The following is a 21237-nucleotide window of genomic DNA, read 5'->3' as shown; positions in this document are numbered from 1 at the left end:
GATCAGCCTAGCGTTCACCGCCGGGCAGTTACGCCGGGAGGAGATTCGATGCAGCAGAACGGGCCCCTCGCGCGTCTTAAGGGTGTGACCACGAGTTTCGACGAGTTCGTCGAGGACCGCCTCGACGGGCTGCTGCGCTACGCGACCGTCCTCACCGACGATCCGCACCTGGCGCAGGACATCGTCCAGGAGGTGCTGCTGCGCGCCCAGGAACGCTGGGAGAAGATCGATTCGCCGCCCACCTACGTGCGCCGGATGGTCACCAACGAGTACCTGTCCTGGCGACGGCGCGCGGTACGGCGTGTGGTCCCGTCCAGCCACGAGGTGCTCGACGCGCTCAGCCCGCCCGAGGCCGATCCCAGCGCCGCTTACGACGCGCGCGACGAGATGCTCGCCCTGCTCGCGACGCTGCCGCGCAAGCAGCGCGCGGCGATCGTGCTCCGTTACTACGAGGGCTACTCCGACGCCGAGATCGGCGAGGTGCTGCGCTGCGGCGCCTCGACCGTGCGCAGCCAGATCTCCCGCGCGCTGGCCACCCTGCGCACCTGCGTCAGCCCGCTGCCCACCGTCCTCACCACCGGAGCCGGAGAATGAACCAGCTGTCCGAGCACGAGACCGAGGCACTGCTGCGCGAGGGCCTCGACCGGCTCGCCGAGCGCGCGCCCGACGGCCACGACGTGCGCAACGCGCTGGCCCGCGAGCGCCAGTCCCGCCGTCGCAGCCGGCCGAGGCTGGTGCTGGCGGCGGTGGCCGCCGCCGTGATCGTGGTGACCGCCGGCGTCCCGATCGTGCTGAACGCCCTGCCCGGCGATCAGGTGACCGCCGCCGCGGGCCGCCCGGTCGTGTCCTTCGCCCCGGGCTGGCTGCCGGACGGCTTCACCGAGCAGTACCGCTCGTCCGGACCGGGCACCACGCCGCAGGTACGGCGGTGGGTCGAGGGACCGGGCCGGATCACGCTGTCGGCGTACTCCACGGCGGACCCGGACTGGTCGCAGACCGCCCTGCGCATCGCCGCGCTGCGCGACCAGGTCGTGGTCGGCGGCCGCGTCGGCATGGTCACCGGCGACACCGGCACGGCCGCGCTGCTGACCTGGATGGCCGACGACCAGCACGTGCTCACCGTGGCCGTCGAGGCCGTGCCCGACGCGCGGGCGGTCGCCCAGGAGATCGCCGAGTCGGTGACCGCGGACGCGCCGGCCCGCATCCGCGGCGAGGCCCGCTTCGGCCCGTTGCCCGGCGGCCTGCGGGAGTTCTCGACGACTGTCCAGGGCGCCTCCCCCGGTGACGGCAGCACCGCGTTCGACGCGAGCGCCGACACGGCCCCGCGCGTCGCCGCCCTGCACGTGACGGCCGGCGCGGGCTCCCCCGGGCTCAGCGGCACGACGCCGGTCCCCGTCCGCGGCGGCACGGGCGCCTACCGCGCCCCGGCCGGACCGCTGGAGGGGATGGTCGCCGTGCAGCTGCCGTCGGGCCACTGGCTCACCGTGTCGGGCCGGCAGCCGCGGGACGAGCTGGTGGCGGTCGCCAACGCCGTGGTCCTCGACCCGGCGCCGGACTACGGCTGGCTCGGCACCGACTGAACCGCGCGGACCCGGCCGCTTCGCGGCTACTGTGGACACATGTCCTCGGAGCTGGAGCGCCTGGCGGCGGAGAAGTACGTCGTGCTGACCACCTTCCGCCGCGACGGCCGGGCCGTGCCGTCCCCGGTCTGGGCCGCCCGCGACGGCGAAGAGCTGGTGATCTGGTCCGAACGCGAGACCGGCAAGGTCAAGCGCATCCGTAACGGCGGCCACGTCGAGGTGCAGGCCTGCGATCTGCGCGGCAAGCAGACGCACGGCGCCAAGGCCACCGGCACCGCCCGCCTGCTCGACGACGAGGGCAGCGAGCGCGTCCGCCGCGCCATCGCCCGCGGCTACGGCGTGGTCGGCCAGGTCATGATGTTCTTCAGCCGCCTTCGCGGCGGGCCCCAGCGCACCATCGGCATCGCGATCACCCTGGACGAGCCGGAGTCCTGAGCCGGCGGCCGCGACCGGGCTCGTGAGTGGCGATGACGGTTAGAACCGTCATCGCCACTCACGAGCCGTGCGAGCCGTGGCCGGGACCGGCCCGGCTAAGCGGCCCCGGACCACGTGCGGCTCGGCGCCGTGGACGAGGAAGCGGCCCTCGAACGGGTCAAGAGTGGCCTGGATCCGCTCCAGGTACGACCACACCCGCGGGTCGGCTTTGCCGGGCTGGCGAAGGTGGGCGATGGCGTACGCGGTCATGGCTTTTCTCCTCGGCTGGAAGGGTTCCCGGTGCTGGAACCCATCGTGGCCGCGGCGGGGTAACCGCGTCGATTACCCGCGGGGTAAGGCTCAGCGGACGGCGGCGAGCGCCTCGGGCAGCGTGAACGCGCCGGCGTACAGCGCCTTGCCCACGATCGAGCCCTCCACGCCGTCGCCGGCCAGTGCGGCCAGCGCGCGCAGGTCGTCCACACTGGACACTCCGCCGGACGCGATCACCGGCGCGTCGGTGCGCGCGGTCACCTCGCGCAGCAGCTCGAGGTTCGGGCCGCGCAGCGTGCCGTCCTTGCTGACGTCGGTGACCACGTAGCGGGTGGCGCCGTCGCGGTCGAGGCGGTCCAGCACCTCCCACAGGTCGCCGCCGTCGGAGGTCCAGCCGCGCGCGGAGAGCCGGTGGCCGGCCTCGGTGATGCGCACGTCCAGGCCGATCGCGACGCGGTCGCCGTAGGCCGCGACGACCTTCGCCGTCCAGTCCGGGTCCTCCAGCGCGGCGGTGCCGAGGTTCACCCGGCGGGCGCCGGTGGCCAGCGCGGCCTCCAGCGAGGCGTCGTCGCGGATGCCGCCCGACAGCTCCACCTGCACGTCGAGCCGGCCGACGACCTCGGCCAGCAGCTCGCGGTTGCTGCCCTTGCCGAACGCGGCGTCGAGGTCCACCAGGTGGATCCACTCGGCGCCGTCGCGCTGCCAGGCCAGCGCCGCCTCCAGCGGGCTGCCATAGGAGGTCTCGGTGCCGGCCTCGCCCTGGACGAGTCGGACCGCCTGGCCATCGGCCACATCAACTGCGGGAAGGAGCGTGAAAGTCACGCGGACAGCCTAAAGGCCGTGGTCGCCACCCGACGGAGGCGGGGCTACAGCGTGCCGAGCCAGTTGCGCAGCAGGTGCGCGCCCGCGTCGCCGGACTTCTCGGGGTGGAACTGCGTGGCCCACAGCGGGCCGTTCTCCACCGCCGCGACGAAGTCCTCGCCGTGGTTCGCCCAGGTCACCTTCGGCTGCCGGCCGGACAGGCCGGAGTCCAGCTCCCACTTGCGCGCGGCGTAGGAGTGCACGAAGTAGAACCGCTCGTCCGGGTCGATCCCGGAGAACAGCAGCGAGTCGGACGGCGCGCGGACGGTGTTCCAGCCCATGTGCGGCAGCACGTCGGCCTCCAGCCGCTCGACCGTGCCGGGCCACTCCCCCGTGCCCTCGGTCTCCTCGCCGTGCTCGACGCCGCGGGCGAACAGGATCTGCATGCCCACGCAGATGCCCAGCACCGGGCGGCCGCCCGCGAGGCGCTTGCCGATGATCCGGTGCCCGGCCACGCCGAGCAGCCCCGCCATGCAGGCGGAGAACGCGCCCACCCCCGGGACCACCAGCCCGTCGGCCTCGACCGCGGCATGCGGGTCGGCGGTCACCTCGACCTCGGCGCCCGCGCGCGCGACGGCGCGTTCGGCGGAGCGGAGGTTGCCGGAACCGTAGTCGAGGATCACCACACGAGGCACGGTCCCAGCCTATCCCGGGGGCGGGAGCGGTTTTCAGCCACGCACAGGCTCGTGAGTGTTTATGACGGTTAGAACCGTCATAAACACTCACGAGCCTTACTTCAGCCGCGCTTGAACGAGTAGACGTCCGTCACCGTGTTGCACGGGCTCGGCGGCACGACCTCCACGCGCAGGGTCCCGGTGGGCGCGTCGTAGTCGACGCCCTCGGGCGTGAACGCGCCGGCGCAGGTGCTGACGAGCGGCAGCTGCCCGAGCTCCTTGACGTGCGCGCGGGTGTCCCGCCCGGCCAGCGGCCGCGGCAGGTCGACCTGGAGCAGCTGGTAACTGGTCGGGTAGAGGTCGTTGTTCGAGTCCGAAGTGGCGCACAGCAGCCGGGTCGGCGACACGAAGTCACAGCCCTGCGCCGAGCGGATGGTGTGGTCGAGGTGGATCCGCGCGGCCAGCGGCAGGTCGCCCGCCGTACGCGGGGCACGCGGGTTGAGGAACGGCGTCGGCGAGACGTACATCTCGGTCGCGTCGCCGAGGGCGCCGGAGACCAGCCACTGGCCGTCCGGGCTGACCGCGGCGTAGGCGTTCGCGTTGACGGGCGGCTCGTCGGCCTGCAGCGGGTGGACGAACTCCGTGGTCTCCCCCGAGGGGGCGGTGACCAGGTACATCTTGTTCACCGGCGGGTTCGCGACGGTGTTCTGGTAGACGTCGAACACGTAGCCGCGCTGCGAGTCCGGGTCGCCGACGTGGCCCCAGCCCTCGTCCTTCAGCGGCTGCGGGATCGTCGTCCCGTTGCGGTACACGGTTTCCGGCGCGGACCCGGGCCGCCGCAGCGTGGTGATGCCTTCCCCGCTGACCGAATTGGCGACGCCGGTCTTGCCGGTCTGGTGCCAGCCGCCCAGTGAGGCGGCCGGGCTCGCCGACGCGAGACCGGTGCAGCCGAGCAGGGCCGCGGTGGACAAGGCGAGCACCTTCGCCGCCGTCGTCGAATGACGCATGGTTCGCTCCTTCGCGAACGGGACCTTGGCGGCGGCCCGCGGATTTTTGCACGAACCCCCGTTTGGCCGTGCCGCCGAATGGGTAGTCACTCGTTCGCGTGAGGCGCCGCCGGCGCCCCAGGACCCGTGAAGAGGGCGAAATGTCCGAGTCCGACCTCCTGTGCGACCTGCTGCAGGCGTGGCGAGACGACATCAACAGCGTGCCGTTCCCGCAGTTCGTGGCGCCGCGGATCCCGCCGCAGACCTCCCGCGTGGACATCGACGCCCGGTACCGCCGCGAGTCCGGCGACCAGCACGTGACCAACACCACGCACTGGTACGAGGGCCGTTTGTGATTTCCTGCGGGGACCGCATCGCCGCGAGCCCGTAGGAGAGTTCCGATGAGCAGCAACCCGGATCCGCACGATTTCCTCGACCTCGACGCCGAGCTCACCGAAGAGGACCGGGCCATCCGGGACGCCGTCCGCGCCTATGCGCGTGACCACCTGCTCGACCACGTCGCCGAGTGGTACGAATCCGGCTCACTGCCCGCGCGCGAACTCGCGAAGGGCTTCGGCGAGCTGGGGCTGCTGGGCATGCACCTCGAGGGTTACGGCTGCGCCGGCACGAGCGCGATCGCGTACGGCGTCGCGTGCCGCGAGCTGGAGGCCGTCGACTCGGGGCTGCGCAGCTTCGTCTCGGTGCAGGGCTCGCTCGCGATGTTCGCGATCCACCGCTGGGGCAGCGAGGCGCACCGCGAGGAATGGCTGCCGCGGATGGCGGCCGGTGACGCGCTGGGCTGCTTCGGCCTGACCGAGCCGGACGCGGGCAGCGACCCCGGCAGCATGCGCACCCGCGCCGTGCGCGACGGCTCCGACTGGGTGCTGACCGGCACGAAGATGTGGATCACCAACGGGACCGTGGCCGACGTCGCGGTCGTCTGGGCGCAGACCGACGAGGGCGTCCGCGGGTTCGTGGTCCCGACGTCCACCCCGGGCTTCACCGCGAACGAGGTGAAGCACAAGCTTTCCCTGCGCGCGTCGCTGACCGCGGAGCTGGTGCTCGACGGCGTGCGGCTGCCGGAATCGGCGGCGTTCCCCGAAGTCCGCGGCCTGCGCGGGCCGCTGTCCTGCCTCAACGAGGCGCGTTACGGGATCCTGTTCGGTGTGGTCGGCGCGGCGCGCGCGTGTTATCAGTCGGCGCTGGAGTACACGCTGTCGCGCGAGCAGTTCGGCAAGCCGCTGGCTTCGTTCCAGCTGACCCAGCGCAAGCTCGCGGACCTGCTCGTGGAGGTCAACCGCGCGGGGCTCGTCGCACTGCAGATCGGCCGGCTGAAGGACGCCGGCACCCTGCGCCCCAGCCAGGTGAGCTTCGGCAAGCTGGCGAACGTGCGCTCCGCCCTCGACGTGGCCCGCACCGCGCGCTCGATGCTGGGCGCCAACGGGATTTCGCTGGAATACCCGGTGATGCGGCACATGGTGAACCTCGAAACGGTGCTGACCTACGAAGGCACCGAGGAGATGCACGCGTTGTCACTTGGCCAGGCGGTGACGGGGATCGCGGCGTTCCGCTGACCGCGTCACCCGTGCGGCCGCGGGCCCCCACGTCCCGCGGCCGCCGGGCTCACAACGACCGTCACGGCCGCAGGAAGTCCTTGAGGGACAAGGCGATCGAGCCCGCGTCCAGGCCGTGGGCCAGGTCGTGGTCGGCGAGTTCGCCGTACCCGCGGACCTCGATGTCGCGGCGCGCGCCGAGGCAGAGCAGGCGATGCGGCACGTCGACGAGCGCTTCGGCGACGCAGTGGGCCGAGGTGCCCGCCAGGTACGGCTCGACGAGAACGACATCCGCGACGTCCGCGACCGCGGCGCGCAGGCCCGCGGCGTCGAAAGGACGGATGGTGGTGGTGTAGAGCACCGTGACGTCCATGTCCTCGGTCGCCACCAGCACGCGGTCGAGCATCGGGCCCACGGCGACGACCACCCCGCGCGAACCCTGGCGCAGCGTCTGGAATCCGACGCCGAGGTACGGCGAAGCGTTCTCCTGCGCGGAAAGCCGGAGGTACACCCGGCCGTCGCCCGGGACGGAGTCGAGCAACAGCCGACGGGCCTCGTCCGGGTGCCCGGGCACGTGGATCGTCCAGCCGGGCAACGAATCCATCAGCGCGACGTCGCCCGGCGACTGGTGCGTGCGGCCTTCCGCGGGCATGTCGTAGGAGGCGCCGTACGACACGAGCACCGCGCCGGCGTCCTGGTGTGAGAGGTCGAGCTTGATCTGCTCGAACGCCCGCTCCACCAGGAACGCGGAGAACGTGTGCACGATCGGCCGCAGCCCGGCGAGCGCGAGGCCCGCGCCGGTGCTGACCAGCAGCTGCTCGCGGATCCCGACGTTCAGCACCCGGTCCGGGTGCCGCCGCGCCGCGCCGGCCAGCTGGGCGACCGAGATGTCGGCGAGCACCACGGCGACGTCCGGGTCGGTGTCGACGATCTCCTCGACCGTGCTCAGGAAAGTCTCGCGCATGTTCGGCATGTCTTTCAGCCCTTCGGTTCCACGACGGCGACCACGGCGAGCGGCCGGCCCGGGTGAGCGGCGGTGAACGCCTCGTACAGCGCTTCGTGGTCGCGGCCGGAGACGGTGCGCGTCTCCCAGCCCTCCACCTCGAAGCGCCGGGCGATGCCGCCGGGCCAGCCGTGCGAGGACGACTGGTTGTCGACGACAACGGCGGTGAGCCGGTCCAGCCCCAGCCGCCCGGCCAGCGCGACGGCCTCGTGGTTGGAGCCCTCGTCGAACTCGGCGTCGCCGACCAGCGTCACCACGCGCCCGGCGTACCCGCGGGCGCGGGCGCCGAGCGCGGTGCCGACGGCGATCGGCAGGCCGTGCCCGAGCGAGCCGCTGGAGATCTCGACGCCGGGCACCCGCCGCCGGTCGGGGTGGTGGCCCAGCCGGGAGCGGACCGAGGACCAGTCCGCCAGCTCCGCCTCGTCGAGGAAGCCCTTGGCGGTGAGCACGGCGTAGTACGCCATCGGGCCGTGGCCCTTGGAGAGCAGGAACCGGTCGCGGCCGGGCTCGCGGAAGGTCTCGGGCGTCAGGTCGAGCACGCGGTCGTAGAGCACCCACAGGACGTCTACTGTGGACTGTGCGGCGGCGGTGTGCTTGTCGTCCCCGGTCATCAGCGAGATCAGCCGTGGCAGATCCGCGTAACCGGGCGAACCGGCGGTTGTGGTCATGGTCCCACGATGCAACCTCGACTAATCTCTAGGTCAAGGGCTAACCTGAACCAATGACGAGGTTGGCCGAGCATCTGAGCATCGGGCAGGTGGCCGAGCGGAGCGGGGTCCCGCACACGGCACTGCGGTTCTACGAGGAGAAGGGCCTGATCAGCTCGGAACGGTCGGCGGGCAACCAGCGCCGCTACCCGCGCTCGGTGCTGCGGCGGATCGCGTTCGTCCGCGCCGCCCAGCGCGTGGGCCTCTCGCTGGAGGACATCAGCGCCGCACTGGCCACCCTGCCCGACGACCACGCGCCGACGAAGGCCGACTGGGCCCGCCTTTCCCGCGAGTGGCAGTACGAACTGGACGCCCGCATCGACGCGCTGCAACGGCTGCGCGACCGCCTCACCGGCTGCGTCGGCTGCGGCTGCCTCTCCCTGCGCAGCTGCGGCCTGTACAACGCGGAGGACGAGCTGGCCCGCTTCGGCCCCGGCGCGAGCAAACTGCGCCCGGTCTCGGAGGGCGGCATCTGATTTTCCCTTGCGCGGGCGTGCTTCACTGAACGGGAAATGGACGAGAAAAACCGAACCCGTATCTCGAAACGGCTTTCGCTCCACCTCCGGCACGACCCGGCCGCGATCGGCCTCACCCTCGACCCGGCCGGCTGGGCCGAGGTGGACAGCCTCCTCGCGTGCCTGAGCCGGCACGGTGTCCCAGTGACCCGCGCCGAGCTGACGGAAGTGGTCACCCACAACGCGAAACGCCGCTTCGCCTTCGACGACAGCGGCTCGCGCATCCGCGCCAGCCAGGGCCACAGCGTGGCCCTGGACCTCGGCCTGACCGCGGCCACCCCACCGGACACCCTTTACCACGGCACAGCGACGCGCTTCGCCGCGGCGATCTTCGCCGAGGGCCTCCGCCCGATGCGCCGCCACGCCGTGCACCTGTCCGCCACCGCGGAGACCGCGCGCACGGTCGGCGCGCGCCACGGCACACCGCTGGTACTGCACGTGGACGCTCGCGCGATGGCCGCCGCGGGCCACGAATTCCAGGTGAGCGCCAACGCCGTCTGGCTCACCGCTTCGGTGCCGCCGGAGTTCTTGACTACGGCTGGCTGAGACTGCGGCGGTCAGTGCCGCCGCGGCCGGCCCATCAGGCGGCGGCCCACGTCGACCAGTTCGCGGCGCAGGGTCTCGTCGTCGAGTTCGGCCAGGTCCGGGGAGCCGCCGGCCATGGCGACGCCGGTGAGGGCGACCATGGCGGTCACCCGGGCCGCGACGTCCGGCTCCGGCCCGGCCAGGATGGCGATCAGGGCGTTCTTGAAGCCCTCCATGCCGTGCGCCGACTTCTCGATCGCGCGGTTGATGCCCGGGTCGCTGGAGAACAGCGCGACCAGCACGCGGTGGCGCACCACGAGGTCCACGAAACCGTCGAGCAACTGGTCGATCTGGGCGCCGCGGCGGCGCTGCTTGGCGGCCTCGACCACCAGCACGTCCAGCTCGCGGATGCCGGGCTCGGCCACAGCCTCGGTGATCTCGGCCTTGGTCTTGAAGTGGTAGTACACGGCCGCCTTGGTGACGCCCAGCGCGTCGGCGATCATCTGCAGCGACGTGCCCTCGACGCCGTGGTCGGCGAACAGCCTCAGCGCAGTGCCCAGTAGCCGCGTGCGCGTGTCTTCGGCCGGGACGGCGGTCGTCATCGTTCCTCCTCGTCAAAGCGGAGGGAGCCTACGTCACGCCCCTGCCGATCGGCAAACCGGTTTCCCAGCCGATCGGCTAGTAAAACGCTTGCCGTGCGGCTAGTCACACACTTGCCGACCGGCTTGGCAGAGCCCTTGCCGATCGGCTAGCTTCGAACTCACTAGTACGAGTGACGAAGGCCCTATTCGGGCGAAACGGAGACAACACCCGTGGCGACTTTCCTCTACCGGCTCGGCCGGTTGTCGTTCCGGCGGCGAGCGCTCGTCACGGCCGTGTGGGCGGCCGTGCTCCTGGGCCTCGGCGCCGGCGCGCTGACCCTGTCCGGCCAGCTGTCGGACTCGGTGACGATCCCGGGCACGGAGTCCCAGCAGGCCATCGACCGGCTGGCGGAGAAGTTTCCGCAGGCCTCGGCGGGTGGCGCGACCGCGCGGGTGGTGATCGCCGCGCCGCCGGGCCACACCGTCACCGACCCGGCGGGCCGGGCCGCCGTCGAGTCCGTGGTCTCGCACCTCAAGGCCGCGCCGAAGGTCGCGTCCGTGGTCGACCCGTTCCAGGCCAAGTCCGTCTCGCCCGACGGCCAGGTCGCGCTCGCCCAGGCGAGCTACACGGTCAAGGGCTTCGAGCTGACCGACAGTGACCGTCAGGCGCTGCTCGACAGCGGCAACGGTGTCAAACAGAGCGGTTACGACGTCGAGTTCGGCGGCGACGCGGCGCAGGCCATGCCCGCGACCGGCGCGACCGAAGGCCTCGGTGTCGCCGTGGCGGCCGTTGTCCTGATCATCACGTTCGGATCACTGCTGGCCGCGGGCATCCCGTTGCTCACCGCGCTGATCGGCGTCGGCATCGGCTTCGCGGGCATCACGCTCGCCTCCGGCTTCCTGGAGCTGAACTCCAACACCCCGATCCTCGCGCTGATGATCGGCCTCGCCGTGGGCATCGACTACGCGCTGTTCATCGTCTCGCGCTACCGGCACGAGCTGAGTCTCGGCCGGGAACCCGAGGAAGCGGCCGGGCGCGCCGCCGGCACCGCCGGGTCCGCGGTGGTGTTCGCCGGGCTCACCGTGATCATCGCGCTGGCCGGCCTGACCGTGGTCGGCATCCCGTTCCTCGGCCAGATGGGCATCGCCGCGGCGGCGACCGTCGCGGTGGCCGTGCTGATCGCGCTGACGCTGCTGCCCGCCGTGCTCGGCTTCGCCGGCTCCCGGGTGATCGGCGGCCGGATCCGCTTGCGCCGCAAGCCTTCCACACAGACCGCGACCCACGGGGAGCGCTGGGCCCGGTTCGTCGCCCGGCACCGCGTGCCCGTGCTGCTCACGTCGCTGGCCGGCCTCGTGGTCGTCGCGCTGCCCGCGCTGGGCATGCAGCTCGGCCTGCCGAACGACAGCACCGCCGCGCCGGAGTCGACGCAGCACAAGGCGTACGAACTGGTCAGCAAGAGTTTCGGCGAGGGCGCGAACGGCCCGCTGCTGGTGGTGATCGACACCGGCGTGAACCGCAGCCCCGAAGCACTCAAGCAGGCCGTCGCCGGGATCAGCACGCTGCCGGACGTCGCCGCCGTCACGCCGCCGAACGTGAACGCCTCCGGCGACACCGCGCTGCTGAGCGTGATCCCGAAGAGCGGGCCGAGCAGCAAGCAGACCGAGGACCTGGTCGCGGCGATCCGGGCGCAGTCCGGGCCGCTGCACGAGACGACCGGCGCGAGCCTCGCCGTCACCGGCCAGACCGCCGCGAACATCGACGTCTCCGAGAAGCTGTCGGACGCGATGCTGCCCTACCTCGCGCTGATCGTCGGGCTCGCGTTCATCCTGCTGATGCTGGTGTTCCGGTCGGTCGTGGTGCCGCTGAAGGCGACGCTGGGCTTCCTCGGCTCCGTGGCGGCGACGTTCGGCGCCGTGGTCGCGGTGTTCCAGTGGGGCTGGCTGACGGACCTGCTCGGCGTCGAGTCGACCGGGCCGATCATGAGCATGCTGCCGATCCTGCTGATCGGTGTCCTCTTCGGACTCGCGATGGACTACCAGGTGTTCCTGGTGACGCGGATGCGCGAGGAGCACGTGCACGGCGCCGACCCGCAGGAGGCCATGGTCACCGGCTTCCGGCACGGCGCGCGGGTGGTCGTGGCGGCGGCGCTGATCATGATCAGCGTGTTCGCGGGCTTCGTGCTGGCCGAGTCGTCGCTGATCCAGTCGATCGGGTTCGCGCTCGCGTTCGGGGTGCTGGTGGACGCCTTCGTGGTCCGGATGACGATCGTGCCCGCGGTGATGTCGCTGCTCGGCCGCGGCGCCTGGTGGCTGCCGCGCTGGCTCGACCGGATCCTGCCGAACGTCGACGTGGAGGGCGAGGGCCTGACCAAGAAGCTCGACGCGCCCGACGACCACCAGCTGACCCACGTCTGACCCCACCCGAAGTCCGTTAAGGCCTCCTTACCCGCGTTGGACGCGGGTAAGGAGGCCTTAACGGACTTCGCGCAGTGTTCTCTAGCCGGCCAGCCAGGCGATGGCGCCACCGACGGACAGGACGGCGGCCACACCCAGCGCGATGGCGACGAACTTCGCCGTTTTCCACGTCGAGTAGACGCCGCCGATCAGGAAGCCGCCGAGGGCCAGCAGCAGGACGGCGATGACCTCTTTGCTCACGCCGGTCAGCGTGCCATATGGCCTTCACCGTGACGGTACTGGGCAGCGCGACCCCGTACCCCCGCCCGGGCAATCCCTGCTCCGGCTACCTGCTGGGACACGGGGCCACGAAGATCTGGCTCGACGCCGGGCCCGGCACGCCGGGCACCGCGTGCGGGTCGGCGGCCTCGAGCTGACGTCGGTGGCCGTAGAACACGGCTTCCCCGCGCTCGGCCTCCGCGCGACCGACGGCACCCGGACGCTGGCCTACTCCGGTGACACCATCACCGCGCGCGACGCCGTGATCCAGGCCGCGGAGCACTTCCCCGGCCCGGTGGCGTACGCGGCGCCGCGCGCGGTGTTCGGCGTTTAGAGCACGCCCTTGGTGGACGGGATGCCGCCCGCGCGCGGGTCCGGCTCCGTGGCCGCGCGCAGGGCCCTGGCGACGGCCTTGTACTGCGCCTCCGCGATGTGGTGCGGGTCGCGGCCGTGGATCACGCGGACGTGCAGGGTCAGCTGCGCGTGGAACGACAGCGAGTCGAACACGTGCCGCGTCAGCACAAACGGGTAATTGCCGCCGATGGTGAAGGAGTTGAACTGCTCCGGCTCGCCCACGTGTACGCAGTACGGGCGGCCCGAGACGTCGATCGCGGCGTGGGCCAGCGTCTCGTCCATCGGGATCCACGCGTCGCCGAACCGGCGGATGCCGCTCTTGTCACCCAGTGCCTGGCGGATCGCCTGGCCGAGCACGATCGCGGTGTCCTCGACGGTGTGGTGGGCGTCGATGTGGACGTCGCCGGTCGCCTCCACCTTGAGGTCCAGCGAGCCGTGCACGCCGAACGCCGTGAGCATGTGGTCGTAGAACGGCACGCCGGTGGCGATCTCGACCTGGCCCGTGCCGTCGAGGTCCAGCTGGACCAGGATCGACGATTCCTTGGTGGTGCGCTCCACCTTGCCTACACGGCTCATCGCGGTACTTCCTTACTGGCCTCGAGGAAGGCGTCGTTCTCTTCCGGGGTGCCGATGGTGACCCGCAGGTGTCCTTCGATGCCGACGTCCCGGATCAGCACACCGTGGTCCACATAGGACTGCCAGGTCGCCGGGGCGTCCGCGAACTGTCCGAAGAGGACGAAGTTCGCGTCGCTGGGAACCGGGGTGAAACCCAGCCCCAGCAACGACTCCACCACGCGGTCACGCTCCGCCGCCAGCTTGTGCACGGTGGCGAGCGTGGCGTCGGCGTGGCGCAGTGCGGCGCGCGCGGCCGCCTGCGTGAGCTTCGACAGGTGGTACGGCAGCCGCACGAGCTGCAGCGCGTCGACGATCGCCGGTGCGGCCGCGAGGTAGCCGAGGCGGCCACCGGCGAAGGCGAACGCCTTGCTCATCGTGCGCGAGACGATCAGCTTCGCCGGGTACTCCGAGATCAGCTCGACCGCGCTCGGCTGCGAGGAGAACTCCGCGTACGCCTCGTCCACCACAACGATGCCCGGCGCCGCGTCCAGCACCGCGCGCAGCTCGGCCAGCGGGATCGAGCCGCCGGTCGGGTTGTTCGGGCTGGTCACGAACACGATGTCCGGCCGCCGCTCGCGGACCAGCTCCGCCGCCCGCGCCGTGTCCAGCGAGAAGTCGGGCCGGCGCGGCACCGGCACCCAGTCGGTGCGCGTGCCGGAGGCGATGATCGGGTGCATCGAGTACGACGGCTCGAAGCCGAGCGCGCTGCGGCCGGGCCCGCCGAACGCCTGCAGGATCTGCTGCAGGATCTCGTTGGACCCGTTGGCCGCCCACACGTTCGCCTCGCACAGCACCACCCGCGTGGACACGGTGAGGTAATCGGCCAGGTCCGTGCGCAGCGCCACCGCGTCGCGGTCCGGGTAACGGTGCAGCGAAGCGGCCTCGGCGCGCACGGCCTCGGCGACGTCGGCCACCAGCTCATCCGGCGGCGGGTACGGGTTTTCGTTGGTGTTGAGCCGGACGGGCACGTCGAGCTGCGGCGCGCCGTACGGGCTCTTGCCACGCAGGTCCTCCCGCAGCGGCAGGGCCTCGAGCGTGACGTCGGCCCCCGGGATCGCGCCGGTCGTGTCGGTCGGGTCAGTCGTGTCAGTCATCGGGCCTCCCCCTCGAACCGGGCGGTGACGGCTTCGCCGTGCGCGGGCAGGTCCTCGGCGTTGGCCAGCGCGACCACGCGGCCGGCGACCTCGCGCAGGGCCTCCTCGCTGTAGTCCACGACGTGGATGCCCTTGAGGAAGCTCTGCACGGACAGGCCTGAGGAGTGGCGGGCGAACCCGCCGGTGGGCAGCACGTGGTTGGAGCCGGCGCAGTAGTCGCCGAGCGAAACCGGCGCGTACGCCCCGACGAAGACCGCTCCCGCGTTGCGCACCCGGGCGGCGACCTCCCGCGCGTCCGCCGTCTGGATCTCCAGGTGCTCGGCGGCGTACGCGTCGACCACCCGCAGTCCTTCGTCCACAGTGGACACCAGGATGACGCCGGACTGCCTGCCGCCCAGCGCCTCGCCCACGCGCTCGGCGTGCTTGGTGGCGGCGACGCGGCCGGCCAGCTCCTTCTCGACGGCGTCGGCCAGCTCATCCGACGTGGTGACGAGCACGCTGGCCGCGAGCGGGTCGTGCTCCGCCTGGCTGATCAGGTCGGCCGCGACGTGCACCGGGTCGGCCGTCTCGTCCGCGAGGATGGCGATCTCGGTGGGCCCGGCCTCGGAGTCGATGCCGATCACGCCGCGGACCATCCGCTTCGCCGCGGTGAGGTAGATGTTGCCCGGCCCGGTGACGATGTCGACCGGCGCGAGCTCCGCGCCGTCGGTGTCCGTGCCGCCGTACGCGACCAGCGCGACGGCCTGCGCGCCGCCCACGGCCCACACCTCGTCGACGCCCAGCAGCGCGGCGGCGGCCAGGATGGTCGGGTGCGGCAGGCCGCCGAAGGCCGCCTGCGGGGGCGAGCACAGCACCAGCGAGCGGACGCCCGCGAGCTGCGCCGGGACGACGTTCATCACCACAGTGGACGGGTACACGGCCAGCCCGCCCGGCGCGTACAGCCCGACGCGGTCGACCGGCACCCAGCGCTCGGTGACCGTGCCGCCCTCGACGACCTTCGTGGTCACGTCGTGGCGGCGCTGGTCGGAGTGCACCTTGCGGGCGCGCTTGATCGACTCTTCGAGCGCGGCGCGCACCTCGGGTTCGAGCTCTTCCAGCGCCTTGGCCAGCTCGGCGGCCGGCACGCGCACGGTGGCGGGACGGACCTTGTCGAACTGCTCGGTGTACTCGAGGACGGCCTCCACGCCGCGGTCGCGCACCGCCTCGACCACCGGCCGCACGTGATGCAGCGCCGCGTCCACGTCGTATTCGGCGCGTGGCAGCGCGGCACGCAGTTCGGCGGCGGTCGGGACCTGCCCTCGCAGGTCGGTGCGGTTCAGCATGGTCACCAGGGTACGAGGTGGCCCCGACAGTCCCGGCAGGGATACTCGGTGGTGACCAGTTGTCCGGACGACGAGGAGGCCGCGGTGCCGCGGATCGGGTTGTGCCAGCTCACATCGGGCGACGATCCGGAGGCCAACCTGAAACTGGTTCGCTCCGGCGTCGAGGCCGCGGCGGCGGACGGCGCGCGCGCCGTGGTGTTCCCGGAAGCCACGATGGCGCGGTTCGGCCGCCCGCTGGCCCCGGTCGCGCAGCCGCTCGACGGCCCGTGGGCCCACGCCGTCTCGGCGATCGCGGCGGAGCACGACGTGCTGGTGGTCGCGGGCATGTTCACCCCGGCCAAGGACGGGCGCGTGCGCAACACCCTGCTGGTCACCGGGCTCGGGCACCACCTCGGCTACGACAAGATCCACCTGTACGACGCGTTCGGCTTCGCCGAGTCCGAAACGGTCGCCCCGGGCGCCGCGCCGCTGACGTTCGAGGCCGACGGCACCGTGTTCGGCGTCGCGACCTGTTACGACCTGCGTTTCCCGGAGCTGTTCCGGCGCGTCGCGGACGACGGCGCGGACGTGGTCCTGGTCCCGGCGTCCTGGGGCGCGGGCGAGGGCAAGCGCGACCAGTGGGAGGTGCTCGTCCGCGCCCGCGCGCTCGACTCCGGCTGCTGGGTCGTGGCGTGCGGCCAGGCCGACCCGGCGGCGACCGGCACCGAAGTCAACCCGAAGGCGCCCACCGGCATCGGCTGGTCGACGGTGGCCGACGGCTTCGGCCGCGTGGCCGCCCAGCTGGGCGCCGCCCCGGAGAACGTGGTGCTCGACCTCGACCCGGCCGTCGCGGTGAAGGCCCGGTCCGCCACGGGCGCGCTGGCCAACCGGCGGCTCTAGCTGTTTTGGCGCCTCACGTGGCGTAACGACCGCCGTCGACGTCGAGGACGGCGCCGTGCACGAAGGACGCGTCCTCGCTCGCGAGGTAGGTGATGGCGGCGGCGATCTCCTCGGGCGCCGCGGTCCGGCCGGCGGGCGCGAGGGCGGCGAGCTGGTCGAGGCCCTCGCCGAAGTGCGCGGTGCCTTCGGTGCGGGTGGGACCCGGGCTGACCGCGTTGACGCGGACGCCGCTGGGGCCGAACTCCGCCGCCCAGGACCGGGTGAGCAGGGCCAGCGCCGCCTTGCTGGAGCCGTTGAGCGCCATCCCGGCGATCCCGAACCGGGCGGCCATGGTCAGCACGTTGACGATCGACCCCCGGCCGCGCGCGGCCATCGCCGGGGCGAGTTCGGCGACCAGGAGGAACGGCGCCCGCACGTTCACCGCGTACGCGGCGTCGATCTCTTCGGCGGTGGTGTCCGCGGTGGGGCCGCCGGGAAAGACGCCGGCGTTGTTGACCAGCACGTCGACGTGCCCGCCACCGAGTTCGACGGCCCGGCGCGCCAGTGCCCGCACGGCACCGGCGTCGGCGAGGTCCCCCGCGAGGAAGTCGGCCTTGCCGCCGGACGCGCGGATCGCCGTGACGACCGCTTCGCCGCGCGCCGCGTCGCGGCCGGTGACGATTACCTGCGCGCCACGGCCGGCGAGCGATTCGGCTACCGCCCGGCCGATGCCGCTCGTGGCGCCGGTGACGAGCGCGGTGGCCCCGGTGAAGTCGGTCGGAGTCATGGTTGCGGTTCCTTTCGCAGTACGGGTCATGACCAGCACGCTAGGACGGATACCGGACAGGATCCGCCCGGTATCCGTGGCACACTTTCGCCATGACCCGACCGACCGCCCGGGTGCTGGCGCTGCTGGAGATCCTCCAGTCCGGCGGCACCCGCACCGTCGCCGAGCTCGCCGGGCGGCTCGGCGTGGACGAGCGCACCGTCCGCCGCTACGCCGGCCACCTGATCGACCTGGACGTGCCGGTCCGGTCGGTGCGCGGGCGGTACGGCGGCTACCGCCTCGCGCCCGGCTTCCGGATGCCGCCGCTGATGCTCACCGACGACGAGGCGCTGGCCGTGCTGCTCGGGCTCGTCACCGCGAAGCGGGACGGGCTGGTGCCCGCGTCCGCGACGGCGGTGGAAAGTGCCACCGCGAAAGTGCGGCGGGTGCTGCCCGAGGCGCTCGGCCGCCGGCTGGACGCGCTGCTCGCCACGGCCGAGTTCACCACCCCGTCCCGCGCCGCGGCCGGTCCCGAAACGGACGTGCTGCTCACGCTCGCGGAGGCGGCGCGGTCACGCCGTCCGGTCGCCCTCGCCTACACCGCCTGGGGCGGGCGGCGCAGCGAACGGACCGTGCACCCGTACGGAATCGTCGCCCACTCCGGACGCTGGTACGTGACCGGCGCGGACTCGGACAGCGGCGAGGTGCGCACCTTCCGGCTGGACCGGATCGGGACCGCGACCGTGTTACCGGGCGAGTTCGAGGTGCCCACCGGATTCGACCCGGGCGAGCGGGTGCTGTCCGGGCTCGCCGAGGTGCCCTACCGGCACGAGGTTTCGCTGCGCGTGCGGGGCACGGCGGAGGACGTCTCGGCCCGGTTTCCCGCCGGAATCGCCACCGTGCAAGCACTTCCGGACGACGAGTGGGTGCAGGTCCGGCTGCGGGCCGAACGGCTGGACTGGATCCCGGGTGTGCTCGCGCGGCTGGACCGCCCGTTCGTGATCGAGCGGCCGGACGCCCTGCGCGACCACGTACACGCCCTGGCGCGAAGGCTCGCCGAAAACGCCGACGCGCGCCCGGCACCCGATCAAGACTCGTGAGTGTTTATGACGGTTAGAACCGTCATAAACACTCACGAGCGTTAGCGCAGCAGCCCCTCGCGAATGGCGACCCGGACGAACCCCGCGCGCCGCCGCTCCCCCGTCTTGTCGCGGATGCGGTCCAGATACGAGCGGACCGTGCGGACGCTGATGTTCAGGATCTCCGCCACGTCGACGTCGCGCTCGCCCGCGGCGACCAGGCGCAGCACCTGCCGCTCGCGTTCCGACAGGACGATCTTCGGGCCCGCGTGGCGGTCTTCGCTGTCCTGGATGATCATCCCGGCCAGTGTGGGCGAGACGTACGCGTTGTCCTCGGCGATGGTGCGGATCGCGCGCAGCAGCTCGTCGCCGTCGACGTCCTTGGACAGGAAACCCTTGGCGCCCGCCTGCATCGCGCCCAGCACCTCCGGCTGTTCCGCGTGCGCGGACACCACGAGCACCTTGTGCCCCATCTGCCCGACCTCCAGCACCGCCGCCGCGTCCTGCACACCGCGCAGCTTGAGGTCCAGCACCACCACGCTGCCGGGCGGCTGTTCCTGCACGGCGAAGCGCGCGACGGAGTCGGCCACCGCGCCCAGCTCGATGTCCGGCGCCTCGTTCAGCACCCGCGCCACCGCGTCACGGTAGAGCGGATGGTCCTCGATCACGCCGACGTTGATCCGCGGCGGCTGCTCCTGGCCGTCTTCGACCGTCACGGCTTCCTTCCCGGACTGCCCACGAGGCCACGGCGGATGGCCTCCTTCACCAGTCCCGGACGGCGCCGCTCCCCCGTCTTGTCCCGGATCCGGTCCAGGTAACCGCGCACGGTGCGCACGCCGATGCCGAGGATCCGGGCGATGTCGATGTCACGCTCGCCCGCCGCGACCAGCCGCAGCACCTGCTCCTCGCGCGGCGACAGCTCCATTTCCGGCCGCGTCACCGGGCGTTCGGTGTTGTCCTTGATGATCATCCCGGCGACCACGGCGGAGACGTACGCGCCGCCCTCGGCCACCGTGCGGATGGCGATCAGCAGCTCGTCGACGTCCACGTCCTTGGACAGGAAACCCTTGGCCCCGGCGGCGATCGCGCTCAGCACCTGGTCCGACTCCGCCTGCGCCGACACCACGAGCACGTGGTGCCCGAGCTCGCAGACCTCCAGCACCGCCGCCGCGCCCGCGACCCCGGGCAGCCCCAGGTCCAGCAGCACGACGCTGCCCTGCGGCTGCCGCTGCACGTGGAAGCGGGCGACGGAGTCGACCACCGCGCCCAGCTCGACGTCCGGCGCCTCTTCGAGCACCCGCTCCACGGACCGCCGGTACAGCGGGTGGTCCTCGATGACGGCCACCCGGATCCGGCCCGTGCCGGGCACCGCTTCGCTCGGTAGTTCTTCAGTCATCCGCACCGACCCGCTCACCCCGTTCCACCCGACGGAGCCGGCTGCCCGGCCGCGGCCGGGTCCAGTGCGGGGCCCGTCGGCACCAGTGCCAGTAACCCGCTCGGCAGCGGTTGCCCGGCCACGGAACCGTAACCGAGCGAAGCCAGCGCCGGGGCGCTTGCGACCGGATATTTCCGGCCCATGTCCGTAACCAGGTAAGTCGTCCCCGAACCCGCGTCGGTGACCACGGCGCCTCCGGACGGCGGCACGAAGACCTCGTCGGCGACACGGGCGTCGCCACGGCTGGTCACGGGGATCGCGCGGCCGCCGGCGGGCAGCGGGAGGTCCGCCGAGACGAAGATCCGCCCGCCCTGCGCGCACAAGGTCACGGAATTGCCGGTGATCGGCGCCTTGCCGGGGATCCGGTCGGGATAGGCGGCCGGGTCCGCGCCCCCTGCGCGCGGCTCGGCCACCTTCGCGACCGAGGCGACGTCCGCGGCCCGGGCCGGCACCGGCGCGGGACGGCCGTCGTACGCGGCTTCGTTGGCGGAAGTGGTCACCAGCAGGCTCGCCTCGGTCTGGCCGATCGGCTGGAGGCCGCCCCGCACCACCAGGTAGTAGGAGTTCGCCTCGCCCGGCCCGGCCATCGCGTCGACGACCGCGAGAACTTCGCCGACGCGGGTGCTCGCCGTCCCGACCCGCGGGCCGGGGTCGCCGGCGCCCGGCACCGGGATCGCGCCGAGGTCGCGGCCCGCCGGCACGGTGTCGATCCAGCGTGACGAGACGGCGATCGTCGGGTAGCTGTCGAACTGCAGCGCGGCGGCGGCCTCGTCACCGAGCTTGTACCGCTGTCCGCCCGCCACGAGGTAACGGTCGCCTTGGGGCAGCCGGACGATCACGCCGGAGTCGCGCGGCAGCTCGACCCCGTTCGCCGGGACGCCGACAAGCACGGCCACCAGCGGCTCGGCCGACGCGGGCGCGTCCTGCGTGGTGCGGCTGCAGCTGCTCCACGGCGCGGTGGCGAGCGCGGCCGCCGCGGGCAGCGAGTCGGGGGCGCCGGGGATGCCGATCTGCGTGCCGCGCGGCGCGGTGCCGAGGTTCGCCGAGGACACGGAGACTGTCGCGTCGCCGTTGCCGCCCGCGAGCAGCCGGGCGGAGGCGTAGTTGAGCACCGGGTGCACGGCACCGTCCGCGCCGAGCACGAACCGCGCGCCCGTGCCGTCCTCGACGATCACGCGCCCGCCCGCGAGCCAGTCCTTGCCGCCGGACGGGTTCAGCAGCCCGATCACGCCGAACACCGCGGTCACCAGTATCGCGACGGCCAGCCCCAGCACCGTGCCGAGCACGAGCCGCCGGCTGGGCGAGGTGGGGTGGTTGGCGTCGGCCGCGACCAGCGCGGAAACGAGCCTGCGGCGCAGGAACTGGTACGCCTGGATCTGGTCCCGCTGCGTCCACACGCTGTCCCGGCCCCCTGTTCGCGCGCCCTGTCCAC

At 72.5% G+C, this 21237-nt stretch carries 27 protein-coding genes; 12 read left to right on the top strand and 15 right to left on the bottom strand.

Going from position 1 to position 21237, the window contains the following annotated elements:
• The first annotated feature begins 48 nt into the window (after positions 1 to 48).
• From OG943_RS00595 to OG943_RS00585, 3 genes are read left to right on the top strand one after another with little or no spacing between them, the layout of a single operon-like run.
• On the top strand, positions 49 to 594 hold the full coding sequence (locus tag OG943_RS00595) for an RNA polymerase sigma factor (protein WP_328607677.1): 546 nt from the start codon (positions 49 to 51) through the stop codon (positions 592 to 594).
• A complete protein-coding gene (locus tag OG943_RS00590; RefSeq protein ID WP_328607676.1) occupies positions 591 to 1580 on the top strand; it encodes a hypothetical protein in 990 nt (329 codons plus the stop codon). Before OG943_RS00595 ends, OG943_RS00590 begins: the two co-directional genes overlap by 4 nt.
• Before the next feature lie 39 nt (positions 1581 to 1619).
• Positions 1620 to 2015, top strand: a complete 396-nt coding sequence (locus tag OG943_RS00585) for a PPOX class F420-dependent oxidoreductase (RefSeq protein WP_328607675.1) — start codon at positions 1620 to 1622, stop codon at positions 2013 to 2015.
• A 48-nt stretch (positions 2016 to 2063) separates the two neighbouring features.
• Here OG943_RS00585 and OG943_RS48265 read toward each other — a convergent pair whose 3' ends face one another.
• The 4 genes from OG943_RS48265 to OG943_RS00565 all read right to left on the bottom strand — a co-directional run bounded on the left by OG943_RS48265 (position 2064) and on the right by OG943_RS00565 (position 4746).
• Complete coding sequence (locus OG943_RS48265) at positions 2064 to 2264, bottom strand: hypothetical protein (RefSeq protein WP_442874675.1); 201 nt, start codon at positions 2262 to 2264, stop codon at positions 2064 to 2066.
• 90 nt (positions 2265 to 2354) lie between these two features.
• Positions 2355 to 3086: a bifunctional 1-(5-phosphoribosyl)-5-((5-phosphoribosylamino)methylideneamino)imidazole-4-carboxamide isomerase/phosphoribosylanthranilate isomerase PriA gene (gene priA / locus OG943_RS00575; protein ID WP_328607674.1), complete on the bottom strand. Its 732-nt coding sequence runs from the start codon at positions 3084 to 3086 to the stop codon at positions 2355 to 2357.
• 44 nt (positions 3087 to 3130) lie between these two features.
• Positions 3131 to 3751 (bottom strand): imidazole glycerol phosphate synthase subunit HisH, encoded by a 621-nt coding sequence (gene hisH / locus OG943_RS00570; protein WP_328611950.1) that lies wholly within the window; start codon positions 3749 to 3751, stop codon positions 3131 to 3133.
• 110 nt (positions 3752 to 3861) lie between these two features.
• Positions 3862 to 4746 (bottom strand): hypothetical protein, encoded by an 885-nt coding sequence (locus OG943_RS00565; RefSeq protein ID WP_328607673.1) that lies wholly within the window; start codon positions 4744 to 4746, stop codon positions 3862 to 3864.
• 140 nt (positions 4747 to 4886) lie between these two features.
• Between OG943_RS00565 and OG943_RS00560 the strand changes: the two genes are divergently transcribed.
• On the top strand, positions 4887 to 5081 hold the full coding sequence (locus OG943_RS00560) for a hypothetical protein (protein WP_328607672.1): 195 nt from the start codon (positions 4887 to 4889) through the stop codon (positions 5079 to 5081).
• Positions 5082 to 5126: 45 nt separating this feature from the next.
• Positions 5127 to 6299, top strand: a complete 1173-nt coding sequence (locus tag OG943_RS00555; protein WP_328607671.1) for an acyl-CoA dehydrogenase family protein — start codon at positions 5127 to 5129, stop codon at positions 6297 to 6299.
• 61 nt (positions 6300 to 6360) lie between these two features.
• On the opposite strand, the gene OG943_RS00550 is transcribed toward OG943_RS00555, so the two are convergent.
• Both OG943_RS00550 and OG943_RS00545 read right to left on the bottom strand, forming a co-directional pair.
• On the bottom strand, positions 6361 to 7251 hold the full coding sequence (locus OG943_RS00550; protein WP_328607670.1) for a transketolase family protein: 891 nt from the start codon (positions 7249 to 7251) through the stop codon (positions 6361 to 6363).
• A 5-nt stretch (positions 7252 to 7256) separates the two neighbouring features.
• Positions 7257 to 7949 carry a thiamine pyrophosphate-dependent enzyme gene (locus OG943_RS00545; RefSeq protein ID WP_328607669.1) on the bottom strand — a complete coding sequence of 231 codons (693 nt, stop codon included), beginning with the start codon at positions 7947 to 7949 and terminating at the stop codon, positions 7257 to 7259.
• Positions 7950 to 8002: 53 nt separating this feature from the next.
• On the opposite strand from OG943_RS00545, the gene soxR reads away from it, so the two are divergent.
• Both soxR and OG943_RS00535 read left to right on the top strand, forming a co-directional pair.
• Positions 8003 to 8464: a redox-sensitive transcriptional activator SoxR gene (gene soxR, locus OG943_RS00540; protein ID WP_328607668.1), complete on the top strand. Its 462-nt coding sequence runs from the start codon at positions 8003 to 8005 to the stop codon at positions 8462 to 8464.
• 36 nt (positions 8465 to 8500) lie between these two features.
• Positions 8501 to 9049, top strand: a complete 549-nt coding sequence (locus OG943_RS00535) for an RNA 2'-phosphotransferase (protein WP_328607667.1) — start codon at positions 8501 to 8503, stop codon at positions 9047 to 9049.
• A gap of 11 nt (positions 9050 to 9060) precedes the next feature.
• Here OG943_RS00535 and OG943_RS00530 read toward each other — a convergent pair whose 3' ends face one another.
• On the bottom strand, positions 9061 to 9630 hold the full coding sequence (locus OG943_RS00530) for a TetR/AcrR family transcriptional regulator (protein WP_328607666.1): 570 nt from the start codon (positions 9628 to 9630) through the stop codon (positions 9061 to 9063).
• 210 nt (positions 9631 to 9840) lie between these two features.
• Here OG943_RS00530 and OG943_RS00525 point away from each other — a divergent pair, with 210 nt between their 5' ends.
• A complete protein-coding gene (locus OG943_RS00525; RefSeq protein ID WP_328607665.1) occupies positions 9841 to 12024 on the top strand; it encodes an MMPL family transporter in 2184 nt (727 codons plus the stop codon).
• A gap of 81 nt (positions 12025 to 12105) precedes the next feature.
• On the opposite strand, the gene OG943_RS00520 is transcribed toward OG943_RS00525, so the two are convergent.
• Positions 12106 to 12264: a hypothetical protein gene (locus OG943_RS00520; RefSeq protein WP_328607664.1), complete on the bottom strand. Its 159-nt coding sequence runs from the start codon at positions 12262 to 12264 to the stop codon at positions 12106 to 12108.
• Positions 12265 to 12281: 17 nt separating this feature from the next.
• Between OG943_RS00520 and OG943_RS00515 the strand changes: the two genes are divergently transcribed.
• Both OG943_RS00515 and OG943_RS00510 read left to right on the top strand, forming a co-directional pair.
• A complete protein-coding gene (locus OG943_RS00515; RefSeq protein ID WP_328607663.1) occupies positions 12282 to 12440 on the top strand; it encodes a hypothetical protein in 159 nt (52 codons plus the stop codon).
• 5 nt (positions 12441 to 12445) lie between these two features.
• The gene (locus tag OG943_RS00510; protein ID WP_328607662.1) at positions 12446 to 12616 is read left to right on the top strand and encodes a hypothetical protein; all 171 of its coding nucleotides are present in this window, start codon (positions 12446 to 12448) and stop codon (positions 12614 to 12616) included.
• On the opposite strand, the gene hisB is transcribed toward OG943_RS00510, so the two are convergent.
• From hisB to hisD, 3 genes are read right to left on the bottom strand one after another with little or no spacing between them, the layout of a single operon-like run.
• A complete protein-coding gene (hisB, locus tag OG943_RS00505; RefSeq protein ID WP_328607661.1) occupies positions 12613 to 13212 on the bottom strand; it encodes an imidazoleglycerol-phosphate dehydratase HisB in 600 nt (199 codons plus the stop codon). The genes OG943_RS00510 and hisB overlap by 4 nt on opposite strands.
• A complete protein-coding gene (locus tag OG943_RS00500; RefSeq protein WP_328607660.1) occupies positions 13209 to 14345 on the bottom strand; it encodes a histidinol-phosphate transaminase in 1137 nt (378 codons plus the stop codon). The genes hisB and OG943_RS00500 overlap by 4 nt, the downstream gene beginning before the upstream one ends.
• Entirely contained in the window at positions 14342 to 15667 is a 1326-nt protein-coding gene (hisD, locus tag OG943_RS00495; RefSeq protein WP_328607659.1) for a histidinol dehydrogenase, read from the bottom strand. The genes OG943_RS00500 and hisD overlap by 4 nt, the downstream gene beginning before the upstream one ends.
• An 84-nt stretch (positions 15668 to 15751) precedes the next feature.
• Here hisD and OG943_RS00490 point away from each other — a divergent pair, with 84 nt between their 5' ends.
• On the top strand, positions 15752 to 16546 hold the full coding sequence (locus OG943_RS00490; protein ID WP_328611949.1) for a carbon-nitrogen hydrolase family protein: 795 nt from the start codon (positions 15752 to 15754) through the stop codon (positions 16544 to 16546).
• A gap of 13 nt (positions 16547 to 16559) precedes the next feature.
• Here OG943_RS00490 and OG943_RS00485 read toward each other — a convergent pair whose 3' ends face one another.
• Complete coding sequence (locus OG943_RS00485) at positions 16560 to 17312, bottom strand: SDR family NAD(P)-dependent oxidoreductase (protein WP_328607658.1); 753 nt, start codon at positions 17310 to 17312, stop codon at positions 16560 to 16562.
• 92 nt (positions 17313 to 17404) lie between these two features.
• On the opposite strand from OG943_RS00485, the gene OG943_RS00480 reads away from it, so the two are divergent.
• Entirely contained in the window at positions 17405 to 18391 is a 987-nt protein-coding gene (locus OG943_RS00480; RefSeq protein WP_328607657.1) for a helix-turn-helix transcriptional regulator, read from the top strand.
• 41 nt (positions 18392 to 18432) lie between these two features.
• Here the strand turns inward: OG943_RS00480 and OG943_RS00475 are convergent, their stop codons facing one another.
• Genes OG943_RS00475 through eccB form a run of 3 tightly spaced genes read right to left on the bottom strand, consistent with a single transcriptional unit; the run spans position 18433 to position 21202 of the window.
• Complete coding sequence (locus OG943_RS00475; protein WP_328607656.1) at positions 18433 to 19086, bottom strand: response regulator transcription factor; 654 nt, start codon at positions 19084 to 19086, stop codon at positions 18433 to 18435.
• Positions 19083 to 19766 (bottom strand): response regulator transcription factor, encoded by a 684-nt coding sequence (locus OG943_RS00470; RefSeq protein WP_328607655.1) that lies wholly within the window; start codon positions 19764 to 19766, stop codon positions 19083 to 19085. The genes OG943_RS00475 and OG943_RS00470 overlap by 4 nt, the downstream gene beginning before the upstream one ends.
• A 14-nt stretch (positions 19767 to 19780) precedes the next feature.
• Positions 19781 to 21202 carry a type VII secretion protein EccB gene (eccB, locus tag OG943_RS00465; protein WP_328607654.1) on the bottom strand — a complete coding sequence of 474 codons (1422 nt, stop codon included), beginning with the start codon at positions 21200 to 21202 and terminating at the stop codon, positions 19781 to 19783.
• Positions 21203 to 21237: the final 35 nt, after the last annotated feature.

This window comes from Amycolatopsis sp. NBC_00345 (assembly GCF_036116635.1).
Taxonomy (GTDB): Bacteria; Actinomycetota; Actinomycetes; order Mycobacteriales; family Pseudonocardiaceae; genus Amycolatopsis.
This window is presented reverse-complemented; position numbering and strand designations above follow the sequence as displayed.

What these genes read in the sequence shown, in the direction of transcription:
- OG943_RS00535 (WP_328607667.1), top strand. Translation starts at nt 8,501, where the DNA reads ATGGACGAGAAAAACCGAACCCGTATCTCGAAACGGCTTTCGCTCCAC.
- OG943_RS00565 (WP_328607673.1), bottom strand. Translation starts at nt 4,746, where the DNA reads ATGCGTCATTCGACGACGGCGGCGAAGGTGCTCGCCTTGTCCACCGCG.
- OG943_RS00590 (WP_328607676.1), top strand. Translation starts at nt 591, where the DNA reads ATGAACCAGCTGTCCGAGCACGAGACCGAGGCACTGCTGCGCGAGGGC.
- OG943_RS00480 (WP_328607657.1), top strand. Translation starts at nt 17,405, where the DNA reads ATGACCCGACCGACCGCCCGGGTGCTGGCGCTGCTGGAGATCCTCCAG.
- OG943_RS00555 (WP_328607671.1), top strand. Translation starts at nt 5,127, where the DNA reads ATGAGCAGCAACCCGGATCCGCACGATTTCCTCGACCTCGACGCCGAG.
- OG943_RS00545 (WP_328607669.1), bottom strand. Translation starts at nt 7,949, where the DNA reads ATGACCACAACCGCCGGTTCGCCCGGTTACGCGGATCTGCCACGGCTG.
- OG943_RS00530 (WP_328607666.1), bottom strand. Translation starts at nt 9,630, where the DNA reads ATGACGACCGCCGTCCCGGCCGAAGACACGCGCACGCGGCTACTGGGC.
- OG943_RS00515 (WP_328607663.1), top strand. Translation starts at nt 12,282, where the DNA reads ATGGCCTTCACCGTGACGGTACTGGGCAGCGCGACCCCGTACCCCCGC.
- OG943_RS00560 (WP_328607672.1), top strand. Translation starts at nt 4,887, where the DNA reads ATGTCCGAGTCCGACCTCCTGTGCGACCTGCTGCAGGCGTGGCGAGAC.
- OG943_RS00485 (WP_328607658.1), bottom strand. Translation starts at nt 17,312, where the DNA reads ATGACTCCGACCGACTTCACCGGGGCCACCGCGCTCGTCACCGGCGCC.
- OG943_RS48265 (WP_442874675.1), bottom strand. Translation starts at nt 2,264, where the DNA reads ATGACCGCGTACGCCATCGCCCACCTTCGCCAGCCCGGCAAAGCCGAC.
- hisD (WP_328607659.1), bottom strand. Translation starts at nt 15,667, where the DNA reads ATGCTGAACCGCACCGACCTGCGAGGGCAGGTCCCGACCGCCGCCGAA.
- OG943_RS00595 (WP_328607677.1), top strand. Translation starts at nt 49, where the DNA reads ATGCAGCAGAACGGGCCCCTCGCGCGTCTTAAGGGTGTGACCACGAGT.
- OG943_RS00550 (WP_328607670.1), bottom strand. Translation starts at nt 7,251, where the DNA reads ATGCCGAACATGCGCGAGACTTTCCTGAGCACGGTCGAGGAGATCGTC.
- OG943_RS00585 (WP_328607675.1), top strand. Translation starts at nt 1,620, where the DNA reads ATGTCCTCGGAGCTGGAGCGCCTGGCGGCGGAGAAGTACGTCGTGCTG.
- soxR (WP_328607668.1), top strand. Translation starts at nt 8,003, where the DNA reads ATGACGAGGTTGGCCGAGCATCTGAGCATCGGGCAGGTGGCCGAGCGG.
- OG943_RS00500 (WP_328607660.1), bottom strand. Translation starts at nt 14,345, where the DNA reads ATGACTGACACGACTGACCCGACCGACACGACCGGCGCGATCCCGGGG.
- hisB (WP_328607661.1), bottom strand. Translation starts at nt 13,212, where the DNA reads ATGAGCCGTGTAGGCAAGGTGGAGCGCACCACCAAGGAATCGTCGATC.
- OG943_RS00470 (WP_328607655.1), bottom strand. Translation starts at nt 19,766, where the DNA reads ATGACTGAAGAACTACCGAGCGAAGCGGTGCCCGGCACGGGCCGGATC.